Origin of the sequence: Neobacillus niacini (genome assembly GCF_046591715.1) — a bacterium.
GTDB lineage: Bacteria > Bacillota > Bacilli > Bacillales > Cytobacillaceae > Neobacillus > Neobacillus niacini_L.
On sequence record NZ_JAWVNQ010000001.1, the window covers coordinates 57,264 to 83,319 of the forward strand.

At 37.0% G+C, this 26,056-nt stretch carries 26 protein-coding genes; 16 read left to right on the forward strand and 10 right to left on the reverse strand.

Translation table 11 applies throughout. From position 1 onward, the window contains the following. Positions 1 to 155 precede the first annotated feature (155 nt). The 9 genes from deoR (at position 156) to proC (ending at position 9,493) form a co-directional block, all read left to right on the forward strand. Positions 156 to 1,097, forward strand: a complete 942-nt coding sequence (gene deoR / locus SFC47_RS00310; RefSeq protein ID WP_411252241.1) for a DNA-binding transcriptional repressor DeoR — start codon at positions 156 to 158, stop codon at positions 1,095 to 1,097. 130 nt (positions 1,098 to 1,227) lie between these two features. Continuing rightward, on the forward strand, positions 1,228 to 1,902 hold the full coding sequence (deoC, locus tag SFC47_RS00315; protein WP_411252242.1) for a deoxyribose-phosphate aldolase: 675 nt from the start codon (positions 1,228 to 1,230) through the stop codon (positions 1,900 to 1,902). A gap of 23 nt (positions 1,903 to 1,925) precedes the next feature. Beyond that, complete coding sequence (locus SFC47_RS00320) at positions 1,926 to 2,096, forward strand: XapX domain-containing protein (RefSeq protein WP_411253587.1); 171 nt, start codon at positions 1,926 to 1,928, stop codon at positions 2,094 to 2,096. 26 nt (positions 2,097 to 2,122) lie between these two features. After that, positions 2,123 to 2,518 carry a cytidine deaminase gene (locus SFC47_RS00325; RefSeq protein ID WP_411252243.1) on the forward strand — a complete coding sequence of 132 codons (396 nt, stop codon included), beginning with the start codon at positions 2,123 to 2,125 and terminating at the stop codon, positions 2,516 to 2,518. Positions 2,519 to 2,609: 91 nt separating this feature from the next. Continuing rightward, a complete protein-coding gene (locus SFC47_RS00330) occupies positions 2,610 to 3,008 on the forward strand; it encodes a response regulator transcription factor (RefSeq protein WP_411252244.1) in 399 nt (132 codons plus the stop codon). After that, a complete protein-coding gene (locus SFC47_RS00335) occupies positions 3,009 to 4,058 on the forward strand; it encodes a HEAT repeat domain-containing protein (RefSeq protein ID WP_411252245.1) in 1,050 nt (349 codons plus the stop codon). After that, entirely contained in the window at positions 4,048 to 5,460 is a 1,413-nt protein-coding gene (locus SFC47_RS00340; RefSeq protein WP_411252246.1) for a glycosyltransferase family 2 protein, read from the forward strand. Before SFC47_RS00335 ends, SFC47_RS00340 begins: the two co-directional genes overlap by 11 nt. After that, positions 5,457 to 8,690, forward strand: coding sequence for a hypothetical protein (locus SFC47_RS00345; RefSeq protein WP_411252247.1), 3,234 nt, complete (start codon positions 5,457 to 5,459; stop codon positions 8,688 to 8,690). Before SFC47_RS00340 ends, SFC47_RS00345 begins: the two co-directional genes overlap by 4 nt. Further along, positions 8,687 to 9,493 carry a pyrroline-5-carboxylate reductase gene (gene proC, locus SFC47_RS00350; protein ID WP_411252248.1) on the forward strand — a complete coding sequence of 269 codons (807 nt, stop codon included), beginning with the start codon at positions 8,687 to 8,689 and terminating at the stop codon, positions 9,491 to 9,493. The genes SFC47_RS00345 and proC overlap by 4 nt, the downstream gene beginning before the upstream one ends. Before the next feature lie 37 nt (positions 9,494 to 9,530). Here the strand turns inward: proC and SFC47_RS00355 are convergent, their stop codons facing one another. From SFC47_RS00355 to SFC47_RS00365, 3 genes are all read right to left on the reverse strand, one after another. Next, positions 9,531 to 10,085: a YitT family protein gene (locus SFC47_RS00355; protein ID WP_411253588.1), complete on the reverse strand. Its 555-nt coding sequence runs from the start codon at positions 10,083 to 10,085 to the stop codon at positions 9,531 to 9,533. 133 nt (positions 10,086 to 10,218) lie between these two features. Then, on the reverse strand, positions 10,219 to 11,211 hold the full coding sequence (locus tag SFC47_RS00360) for an inorganic phosphate transporter (RefSeq protein WP_411252249.1): 993 nt from the start codon (positions 11,209 to 11,211) through the stop codon (positions 10,219 to 10,221). Between the two features lie 11 nt (positions 11,212 to 11,222). Then, positions 11,223 to 11,837, reverse strand: a complete 615-nt coding sequence (locus SFC47_RS00365) for a DUF47 domain-containing protein (RefSeq protein WP_411252250.1) — start codon at positions 11,835 to 11,837, stop codon at positions 11,223 to 11,225. A 327-nt stretch (positions 11,838 to 12,164) separates the two neighbouring features. Between SFC47_RS00365 and SFC47_RS00370 the strand changes: the two genes are divergently transcribed. After that, positions 12,165 to 12,419, forward strand: coding sequence for a GlsB/YeaQ/YmgE family stress response membrane protein (locus SFC47_RS00370; RefSeq protein ID WP_411252251.1), 255 nt, complete (start codon positions 12,165 to 12,167; stop codon positions 12,417 to 12,419). Positions 12,420 to 12,463: 44 nt separating this feature from the next. On the opposite strand, the gene SFC47_RS00375 is transcribed toward SFC47_RS00370, so the two are convergent. Then, entirely contained in the window at positions 12,464 to 13,381 is a 918-nt protein-coding gene (locus SFC47_RS00375; RefSeq protein WP_411252252.1) for an RluA family pseudouridine synthase, read from the reverse strand. Between the two features lie 135 nt (positions 13,382 to 13,516). Between SFC47_RS00375 and SFC47_RS00380 the strand changes: the two genes are divergently transcribed. The 3 genes from SFC47_RS00380 to SFC47_RS00390 all read left to right on the forward strand — a co-directional run bounded on the left by SFC47_RS00380 (position 13,517) and on the right by SFC47_RS00390 (position 16,559). Continuing rightward, on the forward strand, positions 13,517 to 13,903 hold the full coding sequence (locus SFC47_RS00380; RefSeq protein WP_411252253.1) for a YhcU family protein: 387 nt from the start codon (positions 13,517 to 13,519) through the stop codon (positions 13,901 to 13,903). Between the two features lie 145 nt (positions 13,904 to 14,048). Further along, positions 14,049 to 15,791: a phospho-sugar mutase gene (locus SFC47_RS00385; protein ID WP_411253589.1), complete on the forward strand. Its 1,743-nt coding sequence runs from the start codon at positions 14,049 to 14,051 to the stop codon at positions 15,789 to 15,791. Positions 15,792 to 15,836: 45 nt separating this feature from the next. After that, on the forward strand, positions 15,837 to 16,559 hold the full coding sequence (locus SFC47_RS00390; protein WP_411252254.1) for an SDR family oxidoreductase: 723 nt from the start codon (positions 15,837 to 15,839) through the stop codon (positions 16,557 to 16,559). Between the two features lie 109 nt (positions 16,560 to 16,668). Here SFC47_RS00390 and SFC47_RS00395 read toward each other — a convergent pair whose 3' ends face one another. After that, positions 16,669 to 16,920: a YhdB family protein gene (locus tag SFC47_RS00395; RefSeq protein ID WP_411252255.1), complete on the reverse strand. Its 252-nt coding sequence runs from the start codon at positions 16,918 to 16,920 to the stop codon at positions 16,669 to 16,671. 150 nt (positions 16,921 to 17,070) lie between these two features. Between SFC47_RS00395 and SFC47_RS00400 the strand changes: the two genes are divergently transcribed. Beyond that, entirely contained in the window at positions 17,071 to 18,057 is a 987-nt protein-coding gene (locus SFC47_RS00400) for a M14 family zinc carboxypeptidase (RefSeq protein ID WP_411252256.1), read from the forward strand. 87 nt (positions 18,058 to 18,144) lie between these two features. Beyond that, positions 18,145 to 19,557, forward strand: coding sequence for a SpoVR family protein (locus SFC47_RS00405; RefSeq protein WP_411252257.1), 1,413 nt, complete (start codon positions 18,145 to 18,147; stop codon positions 19,555 to 19,557). Positions 19,558 to 19,673: 116 nt separating this feature from the next. On the opposite strand, the gene SFC47_RS00410 is transcribed toward SFC47_RS00405, so the two are convergent. Genes SFC47_RS00410 through SFC47_RS00420 form a run of 3 tightly spaced genes read right to left on the reverse strand, consistent with a single transcriptional unit; the run spans position 19,674 to position 22,086 of the window. Beyond that, the gene (locus SFC47_RS00410) at positions 19,674 to 19,844 is read right to left on the reverse strand and encodes a twin-arginine translocase TatA/TatE family subunit (RefSeq protein ID WP_411252258.1); all 171 of its coding nucleotides are present in this window, start codon (positions 19,842 to 19,844) and stop codon (positions 19,674 to 19,676) included. Positions 19,845 to 19,884: 40 nt separating this feature from the next. Continuing rightward, positions 19,885 to 21,054: a ZIP family metal transporter gene (locus SFC47_RS00415; RefSeq protein ID WP_411253590.1), complete on the reverse strand. Its 1,170-nt coding sequence runs from the start codon at positions 21,052 to 21,054 to the stop codon at positions 19,885 to 19,887. Positions 21,055 to 21,072: 18 nt separating this feature from the next. Next, the gene (locus SFC47_RS00420) at positions 21,073 to 22,086 is read right to left on the reverse strand and encodes a multicopper oxidase domain-containing protein (RefSeq protein WP_411252259.1); all 1,014 of its coding nucleotides are present in this window, start codon (positions 22,084 to 22,086) and stop codon (positions 21,073 to 21,075) included. A gap of 240 nt (positions 22,087 to 22,326) precedes the next feature. On the opposite strand from SFC47_RS00420, the gene SFC47_RS00425 reads away from it, so the two are divergent. Further along, a complete protein-coding gene (locus SFC47_RS00425) occupies positions 22,327 to 24,465 on the forward strand; it encodes a heavy metal translocating P-type ATPase (RefSeq protein WP_411252260.1) in 2,139 nt (712 codons plus the stop codon). Positions 24,466 to 24,546: 81 nt separating this feature from the next. Here the strand turns inward: SFC47_RS00425 and SFC47_RS00430 are convergent, their stop codons facing one another. Then, positions 24,547 to 24,750, reverse strand: a complete 204-nt coding sequence (locus SFC47_RS00430) for a hypothetical protein (protein WP_411252261.1) — start codon at positions 24,748 to 24,750, stop codon at positions 24,547 to 24,549. A 207-nt stretch (positions 24,751 to 24,957) separates the two neighbouring features. Continuing rightward, a complete protein-coding gene (locus SFC47_RS00435; protein WP_411252262.1) occupies positions 24,958 to 26,034 on the reverse strand; it encodes a putative glycoside hydrolase in 1,077 nt (358 codons plus the stop codon). Positions 26,035 to 26,056 lie beyond the last annotated feature (22 nt).

Genomic DNA, 26,056 nt, shown 5'->3' on the forward strand with positions numbered 1-26,056 from the left:
ATATGGTAAGAATCATTCCCACTTTTCAGTCTGAAAATGCAGCTTCGCAGATTAAAAAATGTTCAACGGTCGTTTTACAAATGTAAAATATAAGTGGATTTATCCCCGCTTCTTGCTATAATAGTGAAAAAAAACAGGATGGAAGGTGATGAACAGTGGACCTAGAGAAGTTAAGTAAAGTGATTGAAGCAGCAAAACTATATTATTTATTGGATTATAATCAAAGCGAAATTGCCAAGAAACTAGGTATTTCACGCCCCACAGTGTCGCGTTTATTACAACAGGCAAAAAGCGAGGGTATGGTCCAAATCAAGATTATGGACCCCACAGAAGATGTTGAAAGTTTAGCACTTCAATTAGAAAAAAAGTTCAATTTGAAGAAAGTAATCATTGCGTCTATCCCACAATTTGAAAATCATATCATAAAAAATTATCTTGGTGAAAAAGCAGCCTTATATCTGCATGAAATTGTAAAAGACCATGATATTATTGGGGTAACTTGGGGAACTACGTTATACCATATTGCTGTTGAGCTAAAAAGGAAATTTGTTAAAGACGTTAAGGTTGTTCAACTTAAAGGCGGTGTAAGCCATGCTGAAACGAATACTTATGCATCTGAAATTTTATACCTCTTTGGAAAAGCTTATAACACCACACCTCTTAATCTACCGCTGCCAGCGATTGTAGACCATGTTGTCGTAAAGCAGGCTATGGAGGCAGACCGTCATATTCATAAAATCCTAGAACTGGGCAAAGAGGCCAACATTGCAGTATTTACCCTGGGTTCGATTAAAAAAGACTCTTTATTATTTCAAATGGGGTATTTTACAGAAGATGACCAAAACGCACTAAATGAAAAAGCTGTTGGGGATATATGTTCACGATTCTTTGATAAAAATGGGGAAGTGTGCAATGAAAGTCTGAACGAGAGAACACTGGGTGTTAAATTAGAGGATTTACGGAACAAGGAATACTCGATATTGGTTGCCGGCGGTCCGAATAAAATTGAGGGAATTTACGGTGCTCTAAAGGGGAATTATGCCAATGTATTAATAACGGACCAATTCTCAGCAAAGTTTCTTCTCGATAAAGAATAAAATTATGTCTAAATAATTACATTTTACATTTGTTCATAATGATATTTACAAATGTTCAGTTGTTTTGTTATAGTTAGTTTGAGTAAAGTAATGAGAAACAATAGCTTTCAATCTTAGGAGGAACCACCTTATGACTCAAAATGTGACCAAAATGATTGACCATACATTACTAAAGGCTGATGCTGTAAAGGAAGATATCATAAAGTTAGTTGAAGAAGCTAAGAAATATTCCTTCGCTTCCGTATGTGTAAATCCAACTTGGGTAAAAATATCAGCAGATATGCTTAAAGATACACCAGAAGTAAAAGTATGTACGGTAATTGGATTTCCTTTAGGAGCATCTACACCAGAAACCAAAGCATTCGAAACTAAAAATGCCATTGATAATGGGGCTAATGAGATTGATATGGTAATCAATATCGGCGCACTTAAAGATAAACATGATGATTTGGTAGAAAAAGATATCAAGGCAGTTGTTGAAGCTGCAAAAGGTAAAGCAATAGTAAAAGTAATCATTGAAACATGTCTTTTAACGAAGGAAGAAAAAGTTAGAGCATGTGAAATCTCAGTTAAGGCTGGAGCAGATTTTGTAAAAACCTCTACTGGATTTTCAACCGGCGGAGCAACCGTTGAAGATATTCGATTAATGCGTGAAACCGTTGGACCTGAAATAGGTGTAAAAGCTTCTGGAGGTGTCAGAAGCCGCGAGGATGCACTTGCAATGATCGAAGCCGGGGCTACTCGTATTGGTGCAAGTTCAGGAGTGTCTATTAGTAAAGGTGAAATTTCTCAAAGCAATTATTAATATTTAGATTTGAGGGATAAATGATGAAGGAAACAATATTAGCATTAATTGCTGGATTAATTGTAGGAGTCGTATTTAAGTTTATGAAGCTGCCATTACCTGCACCCCCAGTGTTTTCGGCGGTAGTCGGCGTTTTCGGTGTTTATTTTGGCGGAGTACTTGCCAGTTGGGTAGTTAAATTTTTCCAAGGGTAAAATGAGGACGTTGGAGAGTGAACGCGATGGATGAAAAACAACTGTTGGAAGAAGCAGCCAAAGCAAGAGAATTTGCGTATGTCCCGTATTCAAACTTCCAGGTTGGTGCTGCTCTTGCAGCAAAAAATGGAAAAGTCTTTCACGGATGTAATATAGAAAATGCCTCATATGGAATGACGAACTGTGCGGAAAGAACAGCTTTATTTAATGCATATTCTGAGGGTGTAACTCAGTTTGATACTCTAGTAGTAGTGGCAGATACTGAAGGGCCAGTTTCACCTTGTGGTGCTTGCAGGCAGGTAATTTCAGAGCTTTGTGATTCTGAGATGGAAGTTGTCCTTACAAATCTAAAAGGAGATATCCAAAGGATTCTTGTGAAAGACCTTCTCCCGGGTGCCTTTTCACCAGAAGATTTAAAGTAAAAAAGTTGAGACAGGATGAATCCTGTCTCTTTTTTCATGCTTTTTTTATAAAAGGGCATAATAACGAAAATGTTTATGAGTGAGGAAAGTAATGAAAAAAAATTTGCTTGTTTCGATCATTGATAACGACACAATGATTCAATCATTGCTGGTGAAAGTTCTCAAATTGATGAATTTAGAAGAATTTCAATTAGATATTAAGACTTTCGAGGATGGTATGTCATTTTTTGAAGCTAATCGGTTAAATGAATCCGGAGAACATCTACTAATTCTTGATGGGATTATGCCGATTATGGATGGCATCGAAATCCTGAAAAAAGTTAAATCTGACAGCAGTAAACATGTGTATGTATTAATGCTGTCAGGAAGAAAGAGTCAGTCTGATATTGAAAAGGCTCTAACATTAGGGGCAGATGACTATGTTACAAAACCTTTTAGTATTAAGGAATTTCAAGTTAGAGTACAAAAAATTATTCAAAGGATACAATAGATGGTCAATGACGAGATTTTATTTCTTGCTAGAATAGCTGTAGCTCTTATAAGTTTACTGTTTTTGCTGTTGGTATACTTAATGATCCGGAAGATGTGGGAAATTAAAAAAAGAAAAGAGATTGATTCGTATAAAGATAAGATTAACCCTTTCTTTTTCTCGATTATTGTTGAAGGGGAATTTTCCCGGGCATTGGGATTCGGAACATCAATAAAACTAAAAGCAATTGAGGAGCTTTTAAGCAGGTATGTAAAAATTTTAGAAGGTGAGGAGGAAAGAAAAAGGTTATCAGATTTGGCATCACTATATTTGCAGGATTATTATCGAAAACTTCTTAAGAATAGGCGTTGGAGCCGCCGTATGAACGCACTTTATCATATAGAAGATTTTCATATGACTGTTCTCAAAGAAGATGTTATTCAGTTAATAACTAAGAAGACCCTTTCAAAACGAGAGAATGTTCAAGTTTTAAGAATTCTGGCTTCTTTCCAAACTAATGGTTTTCCCGACTTACTTAAAAACCATGAACATTATTTAAATGAGTATGATTATCGAAGTATATTAATGCGCTTAAATCAGGGGTTATTTGAACAATTTGTTTTACAATTTCATAAAAGCTCCAATTCACTGCAATTAGCTATTTTAGATGTTATCTCATTAAAAAAGGCAAACATCTATCGTGCTTTTACTGAAAGTGTTTTTACAGCCTATAAGGGTGAAGTGAGAATAAGAGCATTAAAGGCATTGGCGGAAATTGGTGATATGCAAGATGTAGAGCCATGTCTAGAAATGATGTACTCACCCGAATGGCAGGAAAGAATGGTGGCAGCCAAACTCATAGGGTCTATTAAGGAAGAAAGAGGGATACCGCGATTAATTGAACTATTGCATGATCACTCATGGTGGGTCCGTTCTCAGGCGGGACAATCCATTAGTCAGTTCCCCAATGGGAAGTCCATTTTACAATCGGTCTTAGCCAGATCCAAGGATGCTTTCGCAAGAGATATGGCTTGGGACTGGCTGCATAAGGGGGATAATTATGCTAAGTGAGTATTGGGTAGATATTGTAGCTGTTTTCGCATGGTTTATTGCTGTTTACATGATGATTGTTATTGTTTTTTATTCTGCTATTTTTTTTACCTCAATCATTCAACTGCGAAAGGAATACCAATTAGATCGAATTCAGGCTTACGAGGACTACATGGATGAATTTTATACAAGACCTGTATCAATTATTGTCCCAGCCTATAATGAGGAAGCAGGAATAATACAAAGTGTCCGGTCACTGTTGAGCGTAAATTATCCTACATATGAAATTATTGTCGTGAATGATGGATCTACCGATGCTACCCTAGAGAAGATGATTGAGCATTATGATATGAAAGAAATCAAGAGAGTAGTACGTAAACAAGTAAATACAAAGCCAATTAAGACCATGTATCAATCTTCCGTCCTATCAAATTTATTTTTAGTGGATAAAGAGAATGGAGGTAAAGCTGATGCTTTAAATGTGGGGCTTAACTTTTCAAGCTATCCCTATTTTTGTTCGTTAGATGGGGATTCCGTTTTAGAGCCAGATGCATTCTTAAAGGTAATGAAGCCAATAATTGATTCGAATGAAGAGGTCATTGCTTCGGGAGGCAGTGTGAGAATTGCTAATGGGTGTGAAATAAAAAATGGTCATATTTTAAAAATAGGTCTTTCGAAAAACCCCATAGTCATCATGCAAATCATTGAATATTTACGTGCCTTCCTTATGGGCAGAATTGGTTTAAGCAGACATAATCTTCTTTTAATCATATCAGGTGCGTTTGGGGTTTTTTCAAAACACTGGGCAATTGAAGCGGGGGGATATAAAACTGATACCGTTGGGGAGGATATGGAATTAGTAGTGCGAATCCATCGGTTGTTGAAAGAAAAGCGGATAAACAAAAAGATAGTTTATGTCCCCGATCCAGTTTGCTGGACAGAAGTGCCAGAAGATGTCACGATCCTAAGAAGGCAAAGACGGCGCTGGCATAGAGGGCTCTTTGAAAGCTTATGGACGCACCGCTCCCTTACCTGTAACCCTAAATATGGTTCTATTGGATTAATATCCTTTCCCTATTTTTGGATTGTTGAGTTTTTTGGACCTATTGTTGAATTTCTAGGTTATATATTTATGGTACTTTGTTTGTTTCTTGGCGGAGTATATATTGAATTTGCTATTCTATTATTTCTTCTATCCTGTTTATATGGATCGCTTTTTTCTATGAGTGCAGTCTTGTTAGAAGAATGGAGTCTAACGAAATATCCCAAAGTATCAGATATCGTAAAGCTCTTTTTATACTCGCTAACGGAAACAATATGGTATCGTCCGTTGACTGTTTTATGGAGATGTGAAGGGATTCTTCAGATGCTTTCAGGAGATACGAGCTGGGGAGAAATGAAAAGAAAAGGTGTTTCGAAATGACAAAACAAGCCTCTTTAATTGTTTATGCCATTCTTTTTCTAATTATTATCTTAAGTCCTTTTTGGACCTGGTTGATAAAGCCTGCTAAAGAATTAAATGTATTAATTTTAGATAAAACTGTTCCGAACCAAACTTATAGAGAACACAAGGGATTGGTTTGGGTTTTGAATCATGAAAAGTATACAAAAGAAAACCATCAGCCATATAACCTAAGTGAAGATTATAAAGGATTTATGCCGAAAAAGGGTGAAGTCCGAGCATTACCTAATGATTTAAAAAAGTATGATGTCTATTACCTAACCGATCAATATGGTGTTTACGAAGAAGAATTTAAAGGGGAGAATATTGCTGGTGAGAAGTCCTCCATCATATATGGAGGCTTAGAATCTTCGGATGTAAATAAAATAGCACGCGAATTATTATCTTCAAAAGGTAAAACATTAATTGCAGAATTTAATACATTTGCTAGTCCCACCCCAGATGATGTTAGGGAACAATTAGCCAATCTGCTAAACCTAGATTGGACCGGGTGGATTGGCAGGTATTTTCCCAAGCTAAATAATAATGAAGTGCCTAAATGGGTGAAAGAAAGATATGAGGAAGATAACAAAAAGTGGGGTTTTAAAGGAGAAGGATTTGTTTTTGTTAATCAGCAAAATGATGTTGTCGTTGTAGGGCAAAAAGATATTCAGAATAATGGTGTCCTGTTTCAGTTAACGAAAAAGGGGGAGAACTTTTTCGATGGGGATTTGCAAGGAAAATATCAATATTGGTTTGATATCAATAATGCCAGAAGTCAGGATGAAATTCTCGCTGAGTATGAGCTGCCTCTATCAGCCAAGAAGAAAAAAGAGCTTAATGGACTAGGGATACCTTCTAAGTTTCCGGCTATCATTCATCATCAAAATGCTAAATACAATTCTTATTATTTTGCAGGGGATTATGCAGATGAACTTGAAGTTCCAGCTCTCTATCAGACAAGGGGCTTAAGCCTTTGGAAGAAACACTTTGGGTCAAGAGGATCCTTTTTTTGGACCGTTTATGTTCCTATGATGAAAGAGTTATTAGACAGCGGGCTTAAACATACTGTTCAACAGGAATTAGTTGAAGTGATTGAAAATAATGAAATCAAAACGAATAGCACAACCGGTGATACATATATCCAAGTTCAAAAGAATGGAAAGTGGAGAGATCTACTAATAAAAGGAGTTAATATGGGGATTGCTAAGCCCGGCTATTTTCCAGGTGAAACGGCAATTTCGAAGGAAGAATATTTTCGCTGGTTTAAAGCCATCGGGGCAATGAACGCCAATGCCGTTAGGATCTACACACTCCATCCGCCACAGTTTTATGAAGCCTTTTATGAATATAATCAGATTTCAAAAAAGCCGTTATTCCTTTTTCATGGTTCTTGGATTAATGAGGAAAAGCTGCAAAAAAACCAGGATGCATTTTCACCTGAAAATACAGAGGATGCAAAGACTGAAATAAAAAACATGATTGATATCATTCATGGAAATGCTAAACTGCCTGAAAGGCCAGGACATGCCTCAGGAGTTTATACTTATGATATTTCGAAATATGTACTTGGAATTATCATTGGAACAGAGTGGGATCCTTATTTAGTTGCCGAAACGAATCTAAAGCATAAAGACATTGGGGAGTTTGAAGGGAAATATTTTAGAACAAAAGAAGCAAGTGCTTTTGAAAATTGGCTGGCAAAATTAATGGAGTATGCAGCAGACTATGAAACAACCCAATATAAATGGCAGCATTCCACGAGTTTTACTAATTGGGTAACTACTGACCTTCTCGAGCATCCTGCAGAGCCATCGGAAAATGAGGATATGGCGGTGATAAATCCAAATCATATCTTTGCAGCTGAACATTTTCAAGCAGGCCTATTTGCTTCCTATCATATCTATCCATACTATCCTGATTTTCTTAACTTTGAAAAAAAATATCTAGAGTATATCGATCATGAAGGTAAAAAAAATAATTATGCAGGGTATCTAAATGAATTAAAACAGGCTCATAATATGCCCGTGCTAGTGGCTGAGTTTGGAGTTCCATCTTCTAGGGGATTAACACATACTAATCCCTATGGAATGAATCAGGGATTTCATTCTGAGGAAGAGCAGGGCTTAATTGACCAGCATTTATTTAAGTCGATCGTTACGGAAGGGTATGCAGGAGGTTTAATATTTACCTGGCAGGACGAATGGTTTAAACGTACATGGAATACCATGGATTTGGATAATCCTGATAGAAGACCATATTGGAATAATCAGCAGACGAATGAGCAGCACTTTGGTTTGCTTTCCTTTGAACCTGGAAGTAAACATTCTTCCATTTTGACAGATGGGAAGAAAGCAGATTGGAAAGAGTCTAATAGTAAATTCATCTACCGGTCAATAGATAAAAGTGATGTATTTAATGAAGTCAAAATCTCCTCTGATAGCGGATATTTATATTTTCTGTTAACCTTTAAACAGCCTGTTGATTTTTCTAACCAAGAGGTGTTTGTCCTTCTTGATACAATTGAAGGACAAGGTCAAAACAATATCAAATTGTCAGAGAATGCTGCAGTAAAAACAGATCTTGGCGTAGACTTTTTAATTAATCTTTCTGGACCTAAGAATTCCAGCATTAAGGTAGACAGTTATTATGATACTTTCTATTACCAATATGCCCATTTACTAAATATGATAAAAATGGAGCCTTACGTCAATCAGAAAAATAATGGAGTGTTCCATCCTATTCGCCTAGCGTTAAATAAAGAGTTAAGGATACCTTCAACAAATGCTACAGTGCCTTTTGAGGGTTATGAAACAGGGGCATTAATGTTCGGCAACGCTGACCCAGAAGATAAGAAATTTAATTCTTTAACAGATGTTAGTATTGGCAGCAGCGGGAAAATACTCGAAGTAAGGATACCTTGGCTGCTAATAAACGTAAAAGACCCTAGCTTAAAAGAAGTAATGGGGGACATATGGAAAAGCGGTTTAACTGGAAGTGAAAGAATTGAGGGAATACGAGTGGCAGTATTGACAACACTTCAAGGAGAAATCAACCAGACGATACCCAAAAGTATGAATTATGACATAAAGCAAAAGGATGTTTATTTATATACTTGGGAGGAGTGGGAACAGCCAGCTTATTATGAACGATTAAAAAAGTCATATACAATCATTAAACAGGTTTATCGAGAGGTGAGTGTGAGTAAGTGATCAAGAGGATTGGGTTCATTGGTGCAGGGAAAATGGCACAGGCAATGATCGAAGGGATCTTAAAAACAAACTTAATAATAAAAGATAATATAATGGCTAGTGCAATGTCAGTTGAAACAATTGAAAAAATTCAAACCACATACCAAATCGCATGTACTCAAGATAATAAGGCGGTGGCTAGGTTTTCAGATATCCTTTTTCTAGCTATTAAACCTGACATCCATTCAAGAATAATCGAAGAAATAAAGAATGATATCAAAAAAGATGTGATCATAATAACAATAGCTGCAGGTGTTACCTTGACAGATCTTGAAAGGGATTTTGGTTTTAAAATTAAGTGTGTCCGGACAATGCCAAATACCCCTTCGTTGGTAGGGGAAGGCATGAGTGCGATTTGTCCGAATGAAAGCATGTGTGAAACTGAAATTTTGGAAGTAGAGAGGCTTTTTCATACCTTTAGTAAAACGGAAAGAATGGATGAAAAATTAATGGATGCCATACCGGCAATAAGTGGATCATCTCCTGCATATGTATATATGTTCATTGAAGCACTGGCGGATGGTGGTGTTCTTCAAGGGATACCCAGGGATAAAGCATATCGTTTGGCAGCCCAAGCTGTCCTTGGTGCCGCAAAAATGGTATTAGAAACAGGCATCCATCCTGGGGAACTTAAGGATAATGTTTGTACGCCTGGCGGAGCAACAATTGAAGCAGTGGCAGAACTTGAGAGGAATCAGTTTCGTGGGTCTGTACTAGCAGCAATGGAGAGCTGTACCATTAAGGTTAAATCTTTAGGTTCATAGCCCAAAAATGAAAGAGCCTGCACGTATGCAGGTTCTTTCACGTTGGTTCTGGTTTTCTAATGACTGTTAAAGATGTCATCAAACCAACAAAAATAATCGTTAATAAAGAGTAGAAGAATTTTTCTAAACCAACTACTTTAATTCCACTCGTGATGATGATTCCGTCGATTAGGAAAATGATAATACCAATATTAACAGAAGTAAATTTAGTAAGAATTTGTGCAAGTAAATCAGTACCACCTGTACTGGTTTCATAGCGCAGCATTAATCCAATTCCAACGCCCACAAGAATTCCGCCAATAATGGTACTAGGGAAGATGCCAAGTGTTATTTTGCCGGAGATAAAGGATAGCAGGTCAATACAAAAGGATGAGATAATTAATCCATGCAAACTATAGTAAAAATAACGTCTTTCAAAGAACCATGCCAGAATATAAAGGGGGAGACTTAAAACAATCATACTAAGGCCAGTCGGCCATCCATAAAAATAGTGAATAATTAACCCTAAACCAATTACGCCTCCATCAAGCAGATGATAAGGTACGAGAAAACCATTAACACCTAGGCTTAATAATAAGCTGCCAATCAGCATCGCAATAATTTTATGTTTCAATAAAATCACTCCAAACTTGTCCCTACATAAAAAGTATGAAAATGATTTCAATTTAGAAGTACATGCCAATAAAAAAAGAGGATGGAAAATCATCCTCTTTGCTGGTGTTTTATTAGAAGAAAAGATTTAAAATGAAATAAGAAATGGCCGCGATACCTGCTGAAATTGGCAGGGTAATTACCCAGGTGATGAGCATTCTTTGTGCTGTATCCCATTTTACCCCTTTTAATCGGTGAGAGGCACCAACCCCTAAAATACCGGAAGAAATAACGTGAGTTGTACTAACGGGAACATGTAAGAAAGTAGCACCAAATATTACAGCAGCACCAGTCAAATCTGCTGCCACCCCGTTTATTGGTCTAATTTTCATGATTTTACCGCCAACGGTTTTAATAATTTTCCATCCTCCAACAGATGTACCTAATCCCATTGCAAGTGCACAGGAGAACTGTACCCAAAATGGAACTTCAGCGTTACTTCCAAGGTATCCATTTGCAATTAAAGCCATCGTGATAATCCCCATTGCCTTTTGGGCGTCATTCGTTCCATGTGAATAGGACTGCAGGGCTGCAGTGGCTATTTGCATATAACGAAAATTCCGATTGGTCTTAGCTAAATTTGCATTTTTAAATACCACTTTAAAAATACTGTAAACAATATAACCGACAACAAAGGCTAAGATTGGCGAAAGGATGAGAGCTTGAATGATTTTTAAGAATCCACTATAGTTAAGTGCCCCAAAACCTGCTGATGCAAGTGCCGCTCCGGCAATGGACCCAATGATTGCATGGGAAGAACTGCTCGGAATTCCATAATACCAAGTCAATAAATTCCAAAAGATGGCTGCTATTAGTGCGGCTAAAATAACCACTGATCCATTTTCAAGCGTAAAAGGATCGACAATATCCTTGGAAATGGACTTAGCTACACCCGTAAATGTCATGGCGCCCACAAAATTCATGATTGCGGCTAACAGAATAGCCTGCCGTGGTCTTAAAGCCTTTGTTGAAACAGAGGTTGCAATCGAGTTAGCCGTATCATGGAACCCATTAATAAAGTCAAATGCAAGGGCGCCAATAACAACTAAAATAATTAATATTTCCATTTGTTTGCTCCTTATGCATTTTTCATAATAATGGTTTCAAGTGTATTGGCAACGGATTGACAGCTGTCAGCAATATCCTCGAGATTTTCATAAATTTCTTTGTATTGGATAATACGAATCGGATCTTTTTCTACTGTAAACAAATGCTTAATGGACTGACGAAGGATATTATCACATTTTGATTCATAATCTTTAGTTTTTATGGCATGCTCTCTCATTTGTGGGAGCTTTTTATTGGATAAAAGGACAATTGCTTTATCGATTTCGTGGACACTCGCTTTAATGGCGTCAACAAACTGAAGCATGAAATCATCTGCCTGTGTGATAGAATACATCTCAAATAAAGCAGCTGTCGCTTCAAGACCGTCTAGTACATCATCCATACTGTTTGCTAAATGGAGAATATCTTCACGTTCAATAGGAGTGATAAAGGCATCATTTAATTGTTTAATGACTTCATGGACAAAGGAATCACCCTTCGTTTCAATCTCCTTCATCTTTTCTGAGAAAATCTTCAAATCACTTACATTCTTTAATTTATAATCAGCAAAGTAATTTGCACCTTCCTTTAAGTTTGAAGAAATATTACTTAATAAAGCAGAAAATTTATCAACTTTTTTTGCCATTTTTTAATCCCCCTAAAAATTATGTAAAAAGTTATTACACTAACGGACAACATTTTACAGAAAATAAACTAAAAAAACATAAAAAATTGACCTAATTTACAAAAACTTAACAAAAGAAAATTCTGAAAATGATTTCATTAACTTAGCATGATTCATTTTTTTAATATTACCTGTACCACTATAATTATGTATTTTACGAATCAAGTGAAATTCCTTAGTATGGATTGTAATAAAATGGGTACTTTAATGGTACAAGACAGTATTTTAAAAGTTGAATACTGCTTGTTAAATTGATTTAAAAGAATGATTAAAAAAGGAGTGTTCTAAATGAGTTTCATTTGGGCATTGATCGTTGGTGGAGTGATCGGCTGGTTAGCAGGTCTTATTGTTGGAAGAGATGTTCCAGGCGGTATTATAGGTAATATCATTGCAGGATTTGTTGGCGCATGGCTCGGTACTTTATTATTGGGAGATTGGGGACCTAATGTTGCCGATTTTGCGATAATTCCTGCCATTATTGGTTCTGTTGCTCTTGTCTTCCTGTTATCACTCGTAATGAGGGCTTTTAGAAAAGCTGACTAATAATCGAAAGAAGAGGCCGCCAAATTAGGCGGCCTCTTTTTGCATCATATTCTATTTACGTCTATCCCTTTAAAGATAGGAGGCTGATCCAAGAAGGGAGCATAACAAACAACTTCTTCTCTCGTAATAGGGTGAGTAAATTCTAATTTAGCACCATGTAATGCCTGGCGATTAAATTTCGGTTGTCCTCCATACAATGTATCGCCAAGCAATGGGTGCCCAAGGTAGCTGAAATGGACACGTATTTGATGTGTTCTCCCGGTCTCAAGCCAACATTTTACATAAGAAAAGTCTTTTTCCTCTTTGATTAGTTGGTAGTGTGTAATAGCCTTTTGGCCGGTTTTTGAAACTCTTCTCCTTGTTGCATGATGACGATCACGTCCAATGGGCTCTTGTATAGTTCCATTTTTCTTTTTCAAACGGCCTTGAATGATTGCAAGATAGGTTCTTTTCATTTCATGGTTTTCAAGCATTCTGTCTAAAATTGCTCCTGCTAAAGCATGTTTAGCAAAGAGTATAGCGCCTGTAGTATCCTTGTCTAAACGATGTACATGCCGAACGTTACATTTTTCACCTTTTGAATGCAGATAAAATTGTGCAGCATATAAAAGTGTATGTGTATCATTCTCGTCATTAGGATGTGTGTTCATACAGGCTGGTTTATTAAATACGATAACATGGTCATCCTCAAATAATACCTGTATATCATAGAAGAAAGCAGGGATGAAAGGTAATTCACCTTCTTCAAATATTTTAATTAACACCTTATCACCGTACTTAAGCGGGGTCAGCCAAGCAGCTTTGCTGCCATTAATTAAAACCTTGTGTTCCATTCGGAATGCATGTGTAAGTTTCTTTGGGACATCCCATTCTTTTCGAAAAATTTCTTCTATGGTTTTCCCTTCCCAGCTCTTAGGTGTATTTATTTCCATCCAGTTCCCTTTTTTTGTCGTTTTTAGCATACTAACTCCTTATATCATGAGATTTATCTAAAGTAATAACGTGGTTATAATTACCACCGAAATTCACTCTCATTTATGCTATCCTTATGTATATATATTACGATAGAATATCGTTATCGCAAAGGTGGGTTACAAGTGAAAATTGTTTTTGCCTCGACACCTGGTCAGGAAGAAGAAATTTGTGGACTTGTAAGGTACATCTATTCATCTGTTTTTCCACTCTATTTTACGGATAAAGAAATAAGCGAGTTTGAACAATTAAAAGTATTGCATACTCCAGAAGACTTTAATACATTAAAGGATGCCTTCCAAGTAATGGCTAGTATGCAAACAGTAATCTCTATCCTTGAGTCGCCGGCTCTTGATGAGCAATATGCCGTTTTATTTAATAAGAATGTTACGACCCTGCAAGAATTTGGTCTTTTCTTTCCGTTTGAGTTTGAACAATTCGTAGAAGCAAAGAATATGAAAAACAGTATGTTTAGTGTTTACATTAAAGCCGCAAACGAACTACTTGTATAAGTTCTAGAGAAAATGTCTGCAAATGCAGACATTTTTTTTTATTATCCTTGAACTTATAGAGATAAAATATAAAATAAATAGAAGGTGTAAGTTTATTGGAAAATCAAACAATATGAAATAGGGCTAAAAAAGGGAGGATAACATGATGGATTGGAAAGAAAATGCAAAAAGGTGGATGGAGTTTTCAAACTTAAATGCGGAACTAAAGCAGCAGCTTGAGGAAATAAAGGAAGATGATAGACAACTTGAAGAAGCTTTCTATAAGAATCTAGAGTTTGGCACCGGCGGAATGCGGGGCGAAATTGGTGTAGGAACAAATCGTATGAATTTATATACGGTTCGTAAAGCATCGGCTGGCTTAGCAGCATACATAGACGCACAAGGTAATGAAGCAAAACAACGCGGAGTGGTAATTGCCTACGATTCACGACATAAATCTCCTGAATTTTGTATGGAAGCGGCTAGAACACTTGCCACTAAAGGGATAAAAACCTACGTATTTAACGAATTAAGACCTACACCTGAGCTATCTTTTGCTTTAAGACATCTAAACGCTTTCTCAGGAATTGTTATTACAGCAAGCCATAATCCGCCTGAATACAATGGGTATAAAGTTTATGGTTCAGATGGCGGTCAGCTTCCACCCGCAGCAGCGGACGTAGTAATAAAGAAGGTTGATGAAATCGAAAATGAATTGTTAATTGAAGTAGATACCGAGGAGAACCTGCGGTCACTTGGTTTAATTAACACAATTGGTGAAGAAATTGACCAAGCTTATATTGAAAAACTGAAAACTATTTCTGAAAATCCATCCATTTCAAAAGAAACAGATATAAAAATTGTATTTACACCTTTGCATGGGACGGCTAATAAACCAGTTCGTCAGGCATTGAATGCTCTGGGCTATACAGATGTAACAGTCGTCAAAGAACAGGAACTGCCTGATCCTGAATTTTCAACGGTTAAAAGTCCAAACCCTGAAGAACATGCAGCATTTGAACTTGCCATTAGGGATGGTAAAAAAGTGGGTGCAGATCTTTTAATTGCAACAGATCCAGATGCAGACCGTTTAGGAATTGCTGTTCGTAACCATGAAGGTGAGTATGTTGTCTTAACAGGGAACCAAACTGGCGCCCTGCTATTGGATTACATTCTCTCACAAAAGCAAAGCAAAGGAACGCTTCCTTCAAATGGAATAGTGCTAAAAACAATTGTAACATCTGAAATCGGCAGGAAAATCGCCCAGGGTTATCAATTACCAACAATTGATGTGCTGACTGGATTTAAATTTATTGCTGAAAAGATAAAGGAATACGATGAAACCGGAGAATTTACTTTCCTATTTGGGTATGAAGAAAGCTATGGCTATTTAATTGGAGATTTTGCCCGGGATAAAGACGCTGTCCAAGCCGCCATATTGGCTGTAGAAGTTTGTGCATACTACAAAAAACAGGGAATGTCACTTTATGAAGGCTTATTACAGGTTTTTGAAAAGTATGGCTTCTATCAAGAAGGTTTAAGGTCATTAACGTTAAAAGGTAAAGAGGGCGCAGAACAAATACAGCAAATCCTGGCTTCATTCCGGTCTGAGCCAATTAAGCAGCTTGGTGATTTAACGATAGCATCATCAGAAGACTACTTAACGGGTCTTAAGCAGACTTCTAATGGAGAAGAGAAAATTGAATTACCGAAATCCAATGTATTAAAATATACATTCACAGATGGTTCTTGGGTTTGCTTGAGACCATCAGGCACCGAACCAAAAGTGAAATTCTATTTTGGTGTGAATAGTAAAAGTTTAGAGGAAAGCAGAAATAAATTAACCGAAATCGAGAAGAATTTTATGAATCTTGTTGATGAAAAAGTCAAAATGGTAACAGGGAACTAATTTCCCCGTATTCATCCAAGTATCTCATCATGAAAGGAAAAAAACATGTTAAAAAATCAAATCGCAATTGTGACAGGTGCATCTAGAGGGATTGGTAAGGAAATTGCTGTTCAACTTGCAAAGCAAGGAGTGAAATTAACGATAATCGGAAGTTCAGCGCAAATTTCTGAAACAGCTGATGAATTAAAGAACCTGGGTTTCCCGCATGTTCTTCCTATCCAAGCAGATGTTTCTAAAGAAGAAGACTTACAGCAAGTGGTCAAGAAGACCATTCAGGAATATGGACATGTTGATATATTGGTGAATAATGCTGGTGTGGGATTCTTTAAATTAACAGAGGAAGTAACGGTTGAAGAATGGAAAAAGGTTTTTGAAGTAAATGTCCAAGGTGTGTTTTTGGCCACGAAGGCAGTCCTTCCACATATGAAGGAACGCAAATCAGGGACTATTATTACCATTTCTTCTGATGTTGCCAGATATACCATAGCTAACGGTTCAGCTTACACAGCTTCAAAATATGCGGTTCAAGGGTTTTCAGGTTCTGTAGCACAAGAAGTACGTGAATATGGAATTAGAGTAGGTACGATTAATCCAGGAATGGTAGATACTTATTTTGCAGATTCTACACAAGGTGTTCCAGAAAAAAAAGATTGGCTCAAGGTTGAAGATATAGCAAACGCTGTTGTTTATATGGCTTCAGCTCCAAAATATATGCTTATAGATGAAATTGTTCTACATCCACTTGTTCATCAGTATCCGATTGCATAACGATAAGAAAACGGCTTCCCTTTCTAGGAAGCCGTTTTTTTATGTTTGGTGGAATTCTTTAATCCGGTTGGTAAAAATTTCTCAACAAAAATGGTATCCACTTGTTTTTTCAGGAAAGACTATACATCGGTAACTCATGATCAGGTTCAATGGTTTCGTTAGCATGGTCGATATAACGAAGTAAAGAATATAATTTGTTTTCGATTACTGAGTAATCACGTTCAAAGTGATAGGCATGCAGGAATTGCTCTATCCTCTTTGATAAAAACTGGTCCTTTGTCCGCACCATAAGTATCAGCAGGTTATCCCATTCAGATCGATGCGTATAATACAAAGCTCGATCATAATCCATTTTATTCATTTGTTTTCTCTCCTCCTTACTAGGAGTTGAAATTATTTTATGATATTTCGGCAATAACTTTCACAGAAAATGTTGGACAATCCGGTCTTATGCTGTTTTCAACTTTTACCTGTATAACCTTAAGAAGAATGGTTACCAAAGGAGCTAGTAATGGAGAAGGTTTTATGTATTTTATTGATTTTATTACTCACGGTTGATAACGTTTCCTTTGCAAAAACAGTCAATACAAACCAACCATATACCTATGAGAACATGACGAATGACCTTGAAAGAATCAATCAAGAGTATGGGGGGCTAAAAGTAAAAAAGATTGGGGAAACTCATTTTGGAAAAGATATTTATGCCATTAGACTTGGAAAAGGTAAGAAAAATATCGTCCTAATCGGGGCCCATCATGGACGTGAATGGATTACAAGTATGCTCTTAATGAAAAAACTTGAGGTATATGCTGCAATGTATAAAAGGGAAAAGAAATTGGGTCCCTTTTCAACAGACATTTTAGATGATGTTTCCATCTGGTTTATTCCGATGCTCAATCCAGACGGTGTGGCCATTCAACAAAATAAACTTGAACTTTTCCCTAAGAAACATCTCAAAAAAGTAATATCCATGAATGATGGGCTGGATAACTTTGAACGGTGGAAAGCAAATGGGGTCGGTATTGATTTAAATAGACAATACCCAGCAGGATGGAGGGAGCTAAGTGATGGACCTAAGAATCCCTCTTACCAATTTTATAAAGGAAATAAGCCATTGGAAGCAAAAGAGGTTAGAGCATTAACAAAATTCATTCGTACCATTAACCCTGAAATTGCAGTAGCGTATCACTCAGCTGGCAGAGAAATCTTTTGGAATTATAAAAATGGCAAGCACCTTAAACGTGACAAACGAATTGCCAAAAAGATTTCATTACTGACTCATTACCGATTAGCAAAACCACCTAAACATGCAACAGGCGGAGGGTTTACGGATTGGTTTATCACAACATATCACCGTCCGGCAATGACAATTGAGGTCAGTCCGCTCGTCGGGGAAACGTCCCCCCCATTATCTGTCTTTGAGACAGAATGGGAGAGAAATAAATATGTAGGTCTTTCCCTTGCCAGAGAAGCTAAGCTTTTGTTAAAGCAAAAATAAGCTGTGGACTTGTTGTTTTTTATATCTTGTTTCATCATTCCCGGTTTTACTTCATACATTGTGGTAAGAGGAAAAGGGGGAATGGCGATGAATGGGGACGATCGCAAAGCACTAGAATACGCAATCAGTGAAATCACTGAAATCGCTCGGGGCTTTGGCTTGGATTTTTATCCAATGCGATATGAAATTTGTCCGGCAGAAATCATTTACACGTTTGGTGCCTATGGTATGCCTACCAGGTTTTCACACTGGAGCTTTGGGAAACAATTTCATAAAATGAAGCTCCATTATGATTTAGGACTAAGTAAAATTTACGAACTTGTTATTAATTCAAATCCTTGTTATGCCTTCTTACTAGACTCCAATTCACTCATCCAGAATAAATTAATCGTTGCACACGTATTAGCTCATTGTGATTTCTTTAAGAATAATGTTCGATTCCAAAATACAAAGAGGGATATGGTCGAAAGCATGGCAGCTACTGCTGAAAGAATTCGGCGATATGAAATACAATTTGGAAAAAAGGAAGTAGAGACCTTCCTTGATGCCGTGCTCGCAATAGATGAACATATTGACCCTTCATTAATGAGACCAAAGCTTGCATGGTCTTTAGAGGACGAGGAAGAGGAGGAGTCGCCGCAGATGACTGCGACCCCTTACGATGATTTATGGAAATTAGATGAAAGTACTAAAAAGCAGCCAAGTCAACCAAGGAAAAAGCAATTTCCGCCACGGCCGGAAAAAGATTTATTATTATTTATCGAAACTTATAGCAGGGAACTAACGGATTGGCAGCGGGATATTTTAACAATGATGCGGGAGGAAATGCTTTATTTCTGGCCGCAGTTAGAAACGAAAATTATGAATGAAGGCTGGGCATCCTATTGGCATCAGCGAATCATTAGGGAGATGGATTTAACCAGCGGGGAAGCGATTGAATTTGCAAAATTAAACGCAGGGGTTGTTCAGCCGTCAAAGACGGGGATAAATCCTTATTACCTAGGGATTAAAATATTCGAGGATATCGAAGAACGTTATAATAATCCAACCGATGATATGATTAGAAGAGGAGTTACGCCAGGCTCAGGGCGCGAAAAAATGTTTGAGGTTCGTGAAGTAGAATCAGATATATCCTTTTTACGGAATTACTTAAATAAAGATTTAGTCATGCGGGAAGATATGTATCTTTTCCAGAAGCAGGGAAGGGACTATAAAATCGTCGATAAAGAATGGGAGCATGTTCGCGATCAATTGGTGAATATGCGTGTAAATGGAGGGTTCCCATATATTACTGTAAATGATGGTGACTATCTAAAGAATGGCGAATTATATTTAAAGCATTGGTATGAGGGTGTGGAATTAGATGTCAAATACCTTGAAAAGGTATTGCCATATATCCAGCAGCTATGGGGCAGACCTGTCCATATTGAAACCATGATTGAAGACCGCAGGATGCTATTTTCATATGATGGAAAAGGGGTTCATCGGAAGTATATGTAAACGAAAGAAAGAATGTGCTAAATGGAGCTCATGCAAAAACGCTGAAATTTTTCAGCGTTTTTTTATGTCTGATATTGTGTAAGTCAAAATGTACCACTTTTATAGGAGAATGGTATTTATTTTTCCTTTTCGTGATGATCATCAATTAACCCTTTTGTTGATTGTTTAAATTCTCTTAGTGTTGAGCCGAATGCTCTTCCAATTTCAGGTAACTTGGATGGACCAAAAATAATCAGGGCGAGCATTACAATTAGTATTAAACCTGGGATTCCGATATTTTGAAGCATAGTCTCATTCCTTCTTTTATTTTTTGAGATTGGTTAGAAGTTAAAATTTAACAAAGAATGCTGTAAAGTACATAATCAATATTCCAATTGTAAATCCCGCAAAATTCATCCACGACACGAAAGGTTCATTATTCTTTTTATGATCTTCTATAAGCATGTTTGAGATAACGACTATGACCTGTAAAATTGCACCTGCACCAATACCAAGAAATACTGCACCCAAAATCGGTGAAAAGATAAACCCGCCGAACCAAGTTCCAAATATGGCAGGTGCACCAGCAATAGTGCCTAATAATATAAATTGGCTTACCTTTGGCTTGATTTTTAGTAATGGAGCAGCAATCCCAATCCCTTCGGTAACATTATGCAGGGTAAAACCAATGATTAAAAACGTACCCAATGCAGCCTCACCTAGTGCAAATGAGGAACCAATCGCCAAACCTTCACCAAAATTATGAAGTCCAATCCCTGTTGCCATTAATATTGCAATCCTAAGTGGCGGGTACCCATTTCCTTTTTGTCTATGTTGTTGATATTGATCAAATCCAATTAATAAAAGAAAAGAAAGGAAGGTGCTAATAATTACTGCCATGTTTCCTTGGAAGACTGATGGTGCTTCAGCTCCAATTTCAAATCCATCAAATAAAGTCCCAAAAAATAAGAATAGGAGGAGACCAACTGTAAGTGCAAGAATAGCATTTATCCAGGTTTTCTTCATACGTTTCATAAATGGATACCACAATAGTCCTAAAGTAATCGGAACAATGCCAACATAAAAACCAATTAATCCGTAATTGATTACATTTCCCCAAGAAAATTCAGGAGTTAAAATTGCTGCCTCTATCACTGCCTCTGTAATAATTCCATTTTCAGAAATTAAAAGAATGGTATGGGGGTCACCTTCAACCCAGGGATAATGTATGGTTACCTTAGCATCATCAAAACGATTAAGTGTAGTATCTGGTGTCATTGAAAAATTCCATACTGAATCATCAACAATTACTTGAGATATGGTTAATGTCTCAGGTCCAGTATTACTTACATCCAGCTCAAATCCTGAAGGCAGAATCTTAATCTGTTCTACATTCAGAACTTCAATGGGAGCAGCAGGGTCTCGTTCTACACCAGCTCCATTTTTATACATCCATCCCAATACCAGAAGTAAAAGAATTAGTGGAATTAGTAAGGTAATCAGCCATTTTGATTTCATCATTAGTTACACTCCTTTCTATTCAACCTCAAAGAATCCCATCCAGCCAAGCTCAGCAAATTCACTAACATGAGCATGAAACATATATTTTCCCTTGTATGGAAAACGGACTTCAAGTATCCCGCGTTCACCCTGACACTGCATGATGGTGTCTGTAAATTGAGATGGATTTTCATTTCTGCCTGTTGGGATATAGGTAAAATAGTTGGCGTGTAAATGGAAAGAGTTTAATAAATCAAATTCCGTTAAATTGCTTAAATAGATTCGTACAAGCTCATCCTTCTTGATCCTAATCGGATGATTCATAAACGCAAATGCGTAGCCATTTACCGTATAAAACTCATTTGCACCGTCCAAATCCAAATCATATGCATTCATAACCATATTTAATTCTAAAGCTGGCTCCCTTGGAGTTTTTGGATCAATAATAAAGTTTCCGTATAACCCTTTGTGAATATGTCGGGCTAAAGGCAGGACATGGCAATGGTATATTTGCAGCCCATAGGGTTTTGCTTCAAATTCATAGGTAAATGATTGACCTGGAGCGATGGGTGCTAAACCGTCCATTTCAGGGAGGTGTATCCCATGAAAATGAATAGAGTGGGGGTGACTTCCTTGATTGACAAAGTGAAATTTTAAAAGATCCCCTTCAGTACACCGAAATGTTGGTCCTGGAATTGTTCCATTATAGGTCCACCCAGGAAACTTAATTCCATTTGCAATTTCAATTTCCTTATCAACTGCTGCTACTTGATATTCCCGTAATGTTCGACCATCAGAAAGTTTTGTTACTTTTCCATAGTCAAATTGAGTTAGAAGACGTTCAGCCATCTTATAGCCTTCTGTTTTTGTCGTATCAAGCATATTTGTGTGATTTCCAGAATGATTTTGGTGATTTGACTGATGATTCTCGGCATGCGCCACATTAGAAAACGGTACCATTTTATTGAGATAAATGCTTCCTGCTATACCCAGTGCACCAGTAGTTCCGATTTTTAAAATATCTCGCCGAGAAATTTTTTTATCTGCCATTCTTTTACCCCCTCTTAAAAAGTTTCCCTAGACCAAAACTATTTGTATTTTCCAATACTTTATGACATAGACAATCTTTTTGTCAATAAACAAATTTAAAAAATTTATTAAAACATTCAAATAATTGTTTGACCATTGGAATTGTTATTATATATACTAATAATCAAATGAACATTTGAATAAGGAGTAATTCTTTGATACATCAAATTGCCTTTACTCACCAATTGGAGGGGAAAGTTAATGAGTAATGCTGGTTTAGAAAAAGGAAATGAAAAAACCGCCTACCGAGTACAGGGTTTCACCTGAGCTTCCTGTGCTGCAAAGTTCGAAAAGAACGTAAAACACCTGGATGGTGTCTCTGATGCAAGTGTGAATTTTGGTGCTGCCAAATTAACGGTATATGGGGAAACAACAATTGAGGAACTAGAAAAAGCAGGAGCTTTTGAAAACATAAAGGTCTACCCTGAAAAACAAAAAATTACAGAAAAAAAGGAGCCATTCCTACAAAGGAACTCAACAGTCATAGCCTCGCTCGTCTTCTTATTAATTGGATTGATTTCTGCTGAAATGTATGGCAAAGATAGTATTTCTTCGATTTTAGCGTACGCTTCGTCTATATTAGTTGGTGGTTACAGACTATTTAAATCAGGATTAAAGAATATATTTCGATTAGAATTCGATATGAAGACACTGATGACGATTGCTGTCATTGGTGCTGCCATTATCGGGGAATGGGGAGAAGGTGCAACAGTTGTCATCCTATTCGCAATAAGTGAAGCATTAGAAACATACTCAATGGATAAAGCACGGCAATCGATTCGATCTTTGATGGACATTACTCCTAAGAAAGCCTTGATTCGAAGGGGTAATAAAGAATTCACTGTTGAAGTGGACGATATTCAAATTGGCGACATAATGATTGTCAAACCTGGGCAAAAAATTGCGATGGACGGAATTGTAGTTAAAGGGATATCATCCGTAAATCAAGCTGCGATCACAGGTGAATCTGTCCCCGCAAAAAAAGCTGTTGATGACGAGGTGTTTGCGGGTACTTTAAATGAAGAAGGATTACTTGAAGTTAAAGTAACTAAACATGTGGATGATACAACAATTGCAAGAATTATTCATTTAGTAGAGGAAGCACAAGCAGAACGTGCACCTTCACAGGCATTCGTAGATCGTTTTGCAAAATATTACACACCGGTAATAATGCTTATAGCACTTGGAGTTGCAATAGTTCCTCCTAGTTTCTATGGTGCAGATTGGAACGTTTGGATTTATCAAGGGTTAGCTGTTTTAGTGGTAGGTTGTCCTTGTGCATTGGTTATTTCAACCCCAGTCGCTATTGTAACAGCTATTGGTAACGCAGCAAGAAATGGTGTCCTTATAAAAGGTGGAATTCATTTAGAGGAAATGGGTGCAGTCAAAGCGATAGCTTTCGATAAAACAGGCACATTGACTAAAGGGACTCCTGTTGTTACGGATTACCTTCCGCAGCAACATGCTAATTCAAATAAACTTCTTACCATTATTGCAGCTTTAGAAAATGGCTCTCAACATCCATTAGCTTCATCCATTTTGAAAAAAGCGGAACAAGAAAATTTACCTTATCATAGTGTTACAATTGAAGATACTTCCTCAATAACTGGGAAAGGTATTCAAGGAATCATTAAGGGTAATACGTATTATGTAGGAAGTCCGAATCTGTTTGAAGAAATCTTAACAAACGGAATACCTAGTGATTTAAATATGAAAATAAATGAACTGCAAAACCAAGGGAAAACTGTCATGGTTGCAGGTTCTTCAAATGAAGTAATGGCGGTACTTGGTGTTGCTGATGAATTAAGAGAAAACAGTAAGGATGTCATTCAAAAACTTCACTCATTAGGTATTCACAAAACCATCATGTTAACTGGCGATAACTCTGTTACAGCAAATGCAATCGGCAAACAGGCAGGAGTATATGATATACAAGCAGAACTCTTACCACAAGATAAATTATCCTTCATTAAGGAATTAAGAAGTAAATATAATCGTGTGGCAATGGTCGGTGATGGAGTGAATGATGCACCAGCTTTAGCTGCATCTACGGTGGGCGTGGCTATGGGAGTAGCTGGAACAGATACTGCTCTTGAAACGGCAGATATTGCATTGATGGCAGATGACCTAGCCAAACTTCCATTTATGGTTAAACTAAGTAGAAAAGCATTGAATATTATCAAACAAAACATTACATTTTCATTAGGGATAAAACTTGTTGCATTATTACTAGTGATTCCTGGCTGGCTTACTTTATGGATAGCAATTTTCGCAGATATGGGAGCAACACTTATCGTGACTTTAAATGCTCTTAGACTTCTCAGAGTAAAAGATAAATAATTTAGGGCTCCAGTGTATTTATAGAAACTGCAAAAAAACACCAAATCAACTGGTGTTTTTTTTGTATTCATACTCATCTAATTATTTATTTAGAAAGATAGCACCAATGGCAATGAGAAAAATTCCAATAATGGAATAGACTGAGATAGACTGACGTAAAACGATGATAGATAAAATGGTAACAAGGATTGCATTTACCCCCGTCTGAATACCGCCCAGCATTACGGTATTACCAAATATTTTACTCCCCTGAATGAACCCCCAAGCTAGTACTATGTTTCCCAAGAAAGAAAGAGGAAGAAAATATATATTAAATCGGATGCTATCCTTAAGAGTCGGCTGGAAGAAATAAGCAGATAAAATTGGCAATAAGGAAAATATAGCTGCCCCAATTATTATTGCCCCAATTATAAGAACCTTCAGGCAGGACACCTCATTTCATGGAATTACTATCCTGAATAGTTTTGCTTATTCTTTAGTTTATATTCATGCTTAATACGGGGTGTAATCTACGTTTGGTGTATATTTATTCGAGGCATTCCATAATAAGTATTCATTAATTCCCTCTGCATGTAAGGCGCGGATTTGATCCTCGACTTCCTTCTTCCCATAAACCTTATAGTTGCCAACTCCAAGCCACGATGCGGTAAAGTCTTGTATCCATGGCCTGGATATCGGCCGGTTGTGAATTTGTTTCAGCCTGCTATTTTCTACTTTAGCGTAACCTTCAACAAGGTCATAGGGATGCAAATCAGGCTTCCGGATCCCAAAGATTTCGGTCCAATGACTTGGATAAATCATTGCTGAAATGACATCAACATTTTGGGCGATAGTTGTGAAGTTTTGCCCAATTCCAGCTGCTTCTGGAATAACGGCAGCATTCCCAAAGACATCGACTGAAACCTTAACATGGAAGGGCTTAAGTTTTTCTTTAGCATATTTAACAAATTCACTTACAGCTGTAACTCTATTCCCTTGAAATGTCGACTTATCGTAGATAAGCTGTTTTTCCACTTTTTCAAACTTTTCAGGAAATCGTACATAATCAAATTGAATCTCTTTAAATCCTAATTTTACTGCTTCTATCGCCAAGCCTATATTATAATCCCAAACTTCCTTAAGAAAGGGGTTAGTAAAGGAATCACCACGGGCATTTTTCCATAATCCATCCGGAGTTTTATAAGATAAATTTGGTTTCTTATTAGCAAGAACATTATCCTTAAAGACAACAACTCTGGCGATTGGGTAGATGTTATTTGATTTTAATGTTTTCATGAGTAAAGAAGGATTCGGAATGTATGGACGTCCTATTGAATAATAAGGTGATTTTTTTGAAGGAATAAAGGTCAGGTTACCATTATCATCTTTAATATCAATGACCATTGCGTTTAAATCGGATGTGTTAACGAGTGAAAGCAGCTGGTTAAACAAGGGTTTATTTGTATTGGGAGCATTTACATAGATACCTCTGATGGGCTCTGAAACTTGTTTAGAAGCTAAAACAATTTCATTAATTATAAAACTGGAGGCAAGTAAAATTACAAAAAGGGCTAGCGAATATTTTCTCATAACATTGCTCCTTTGTAAGTTA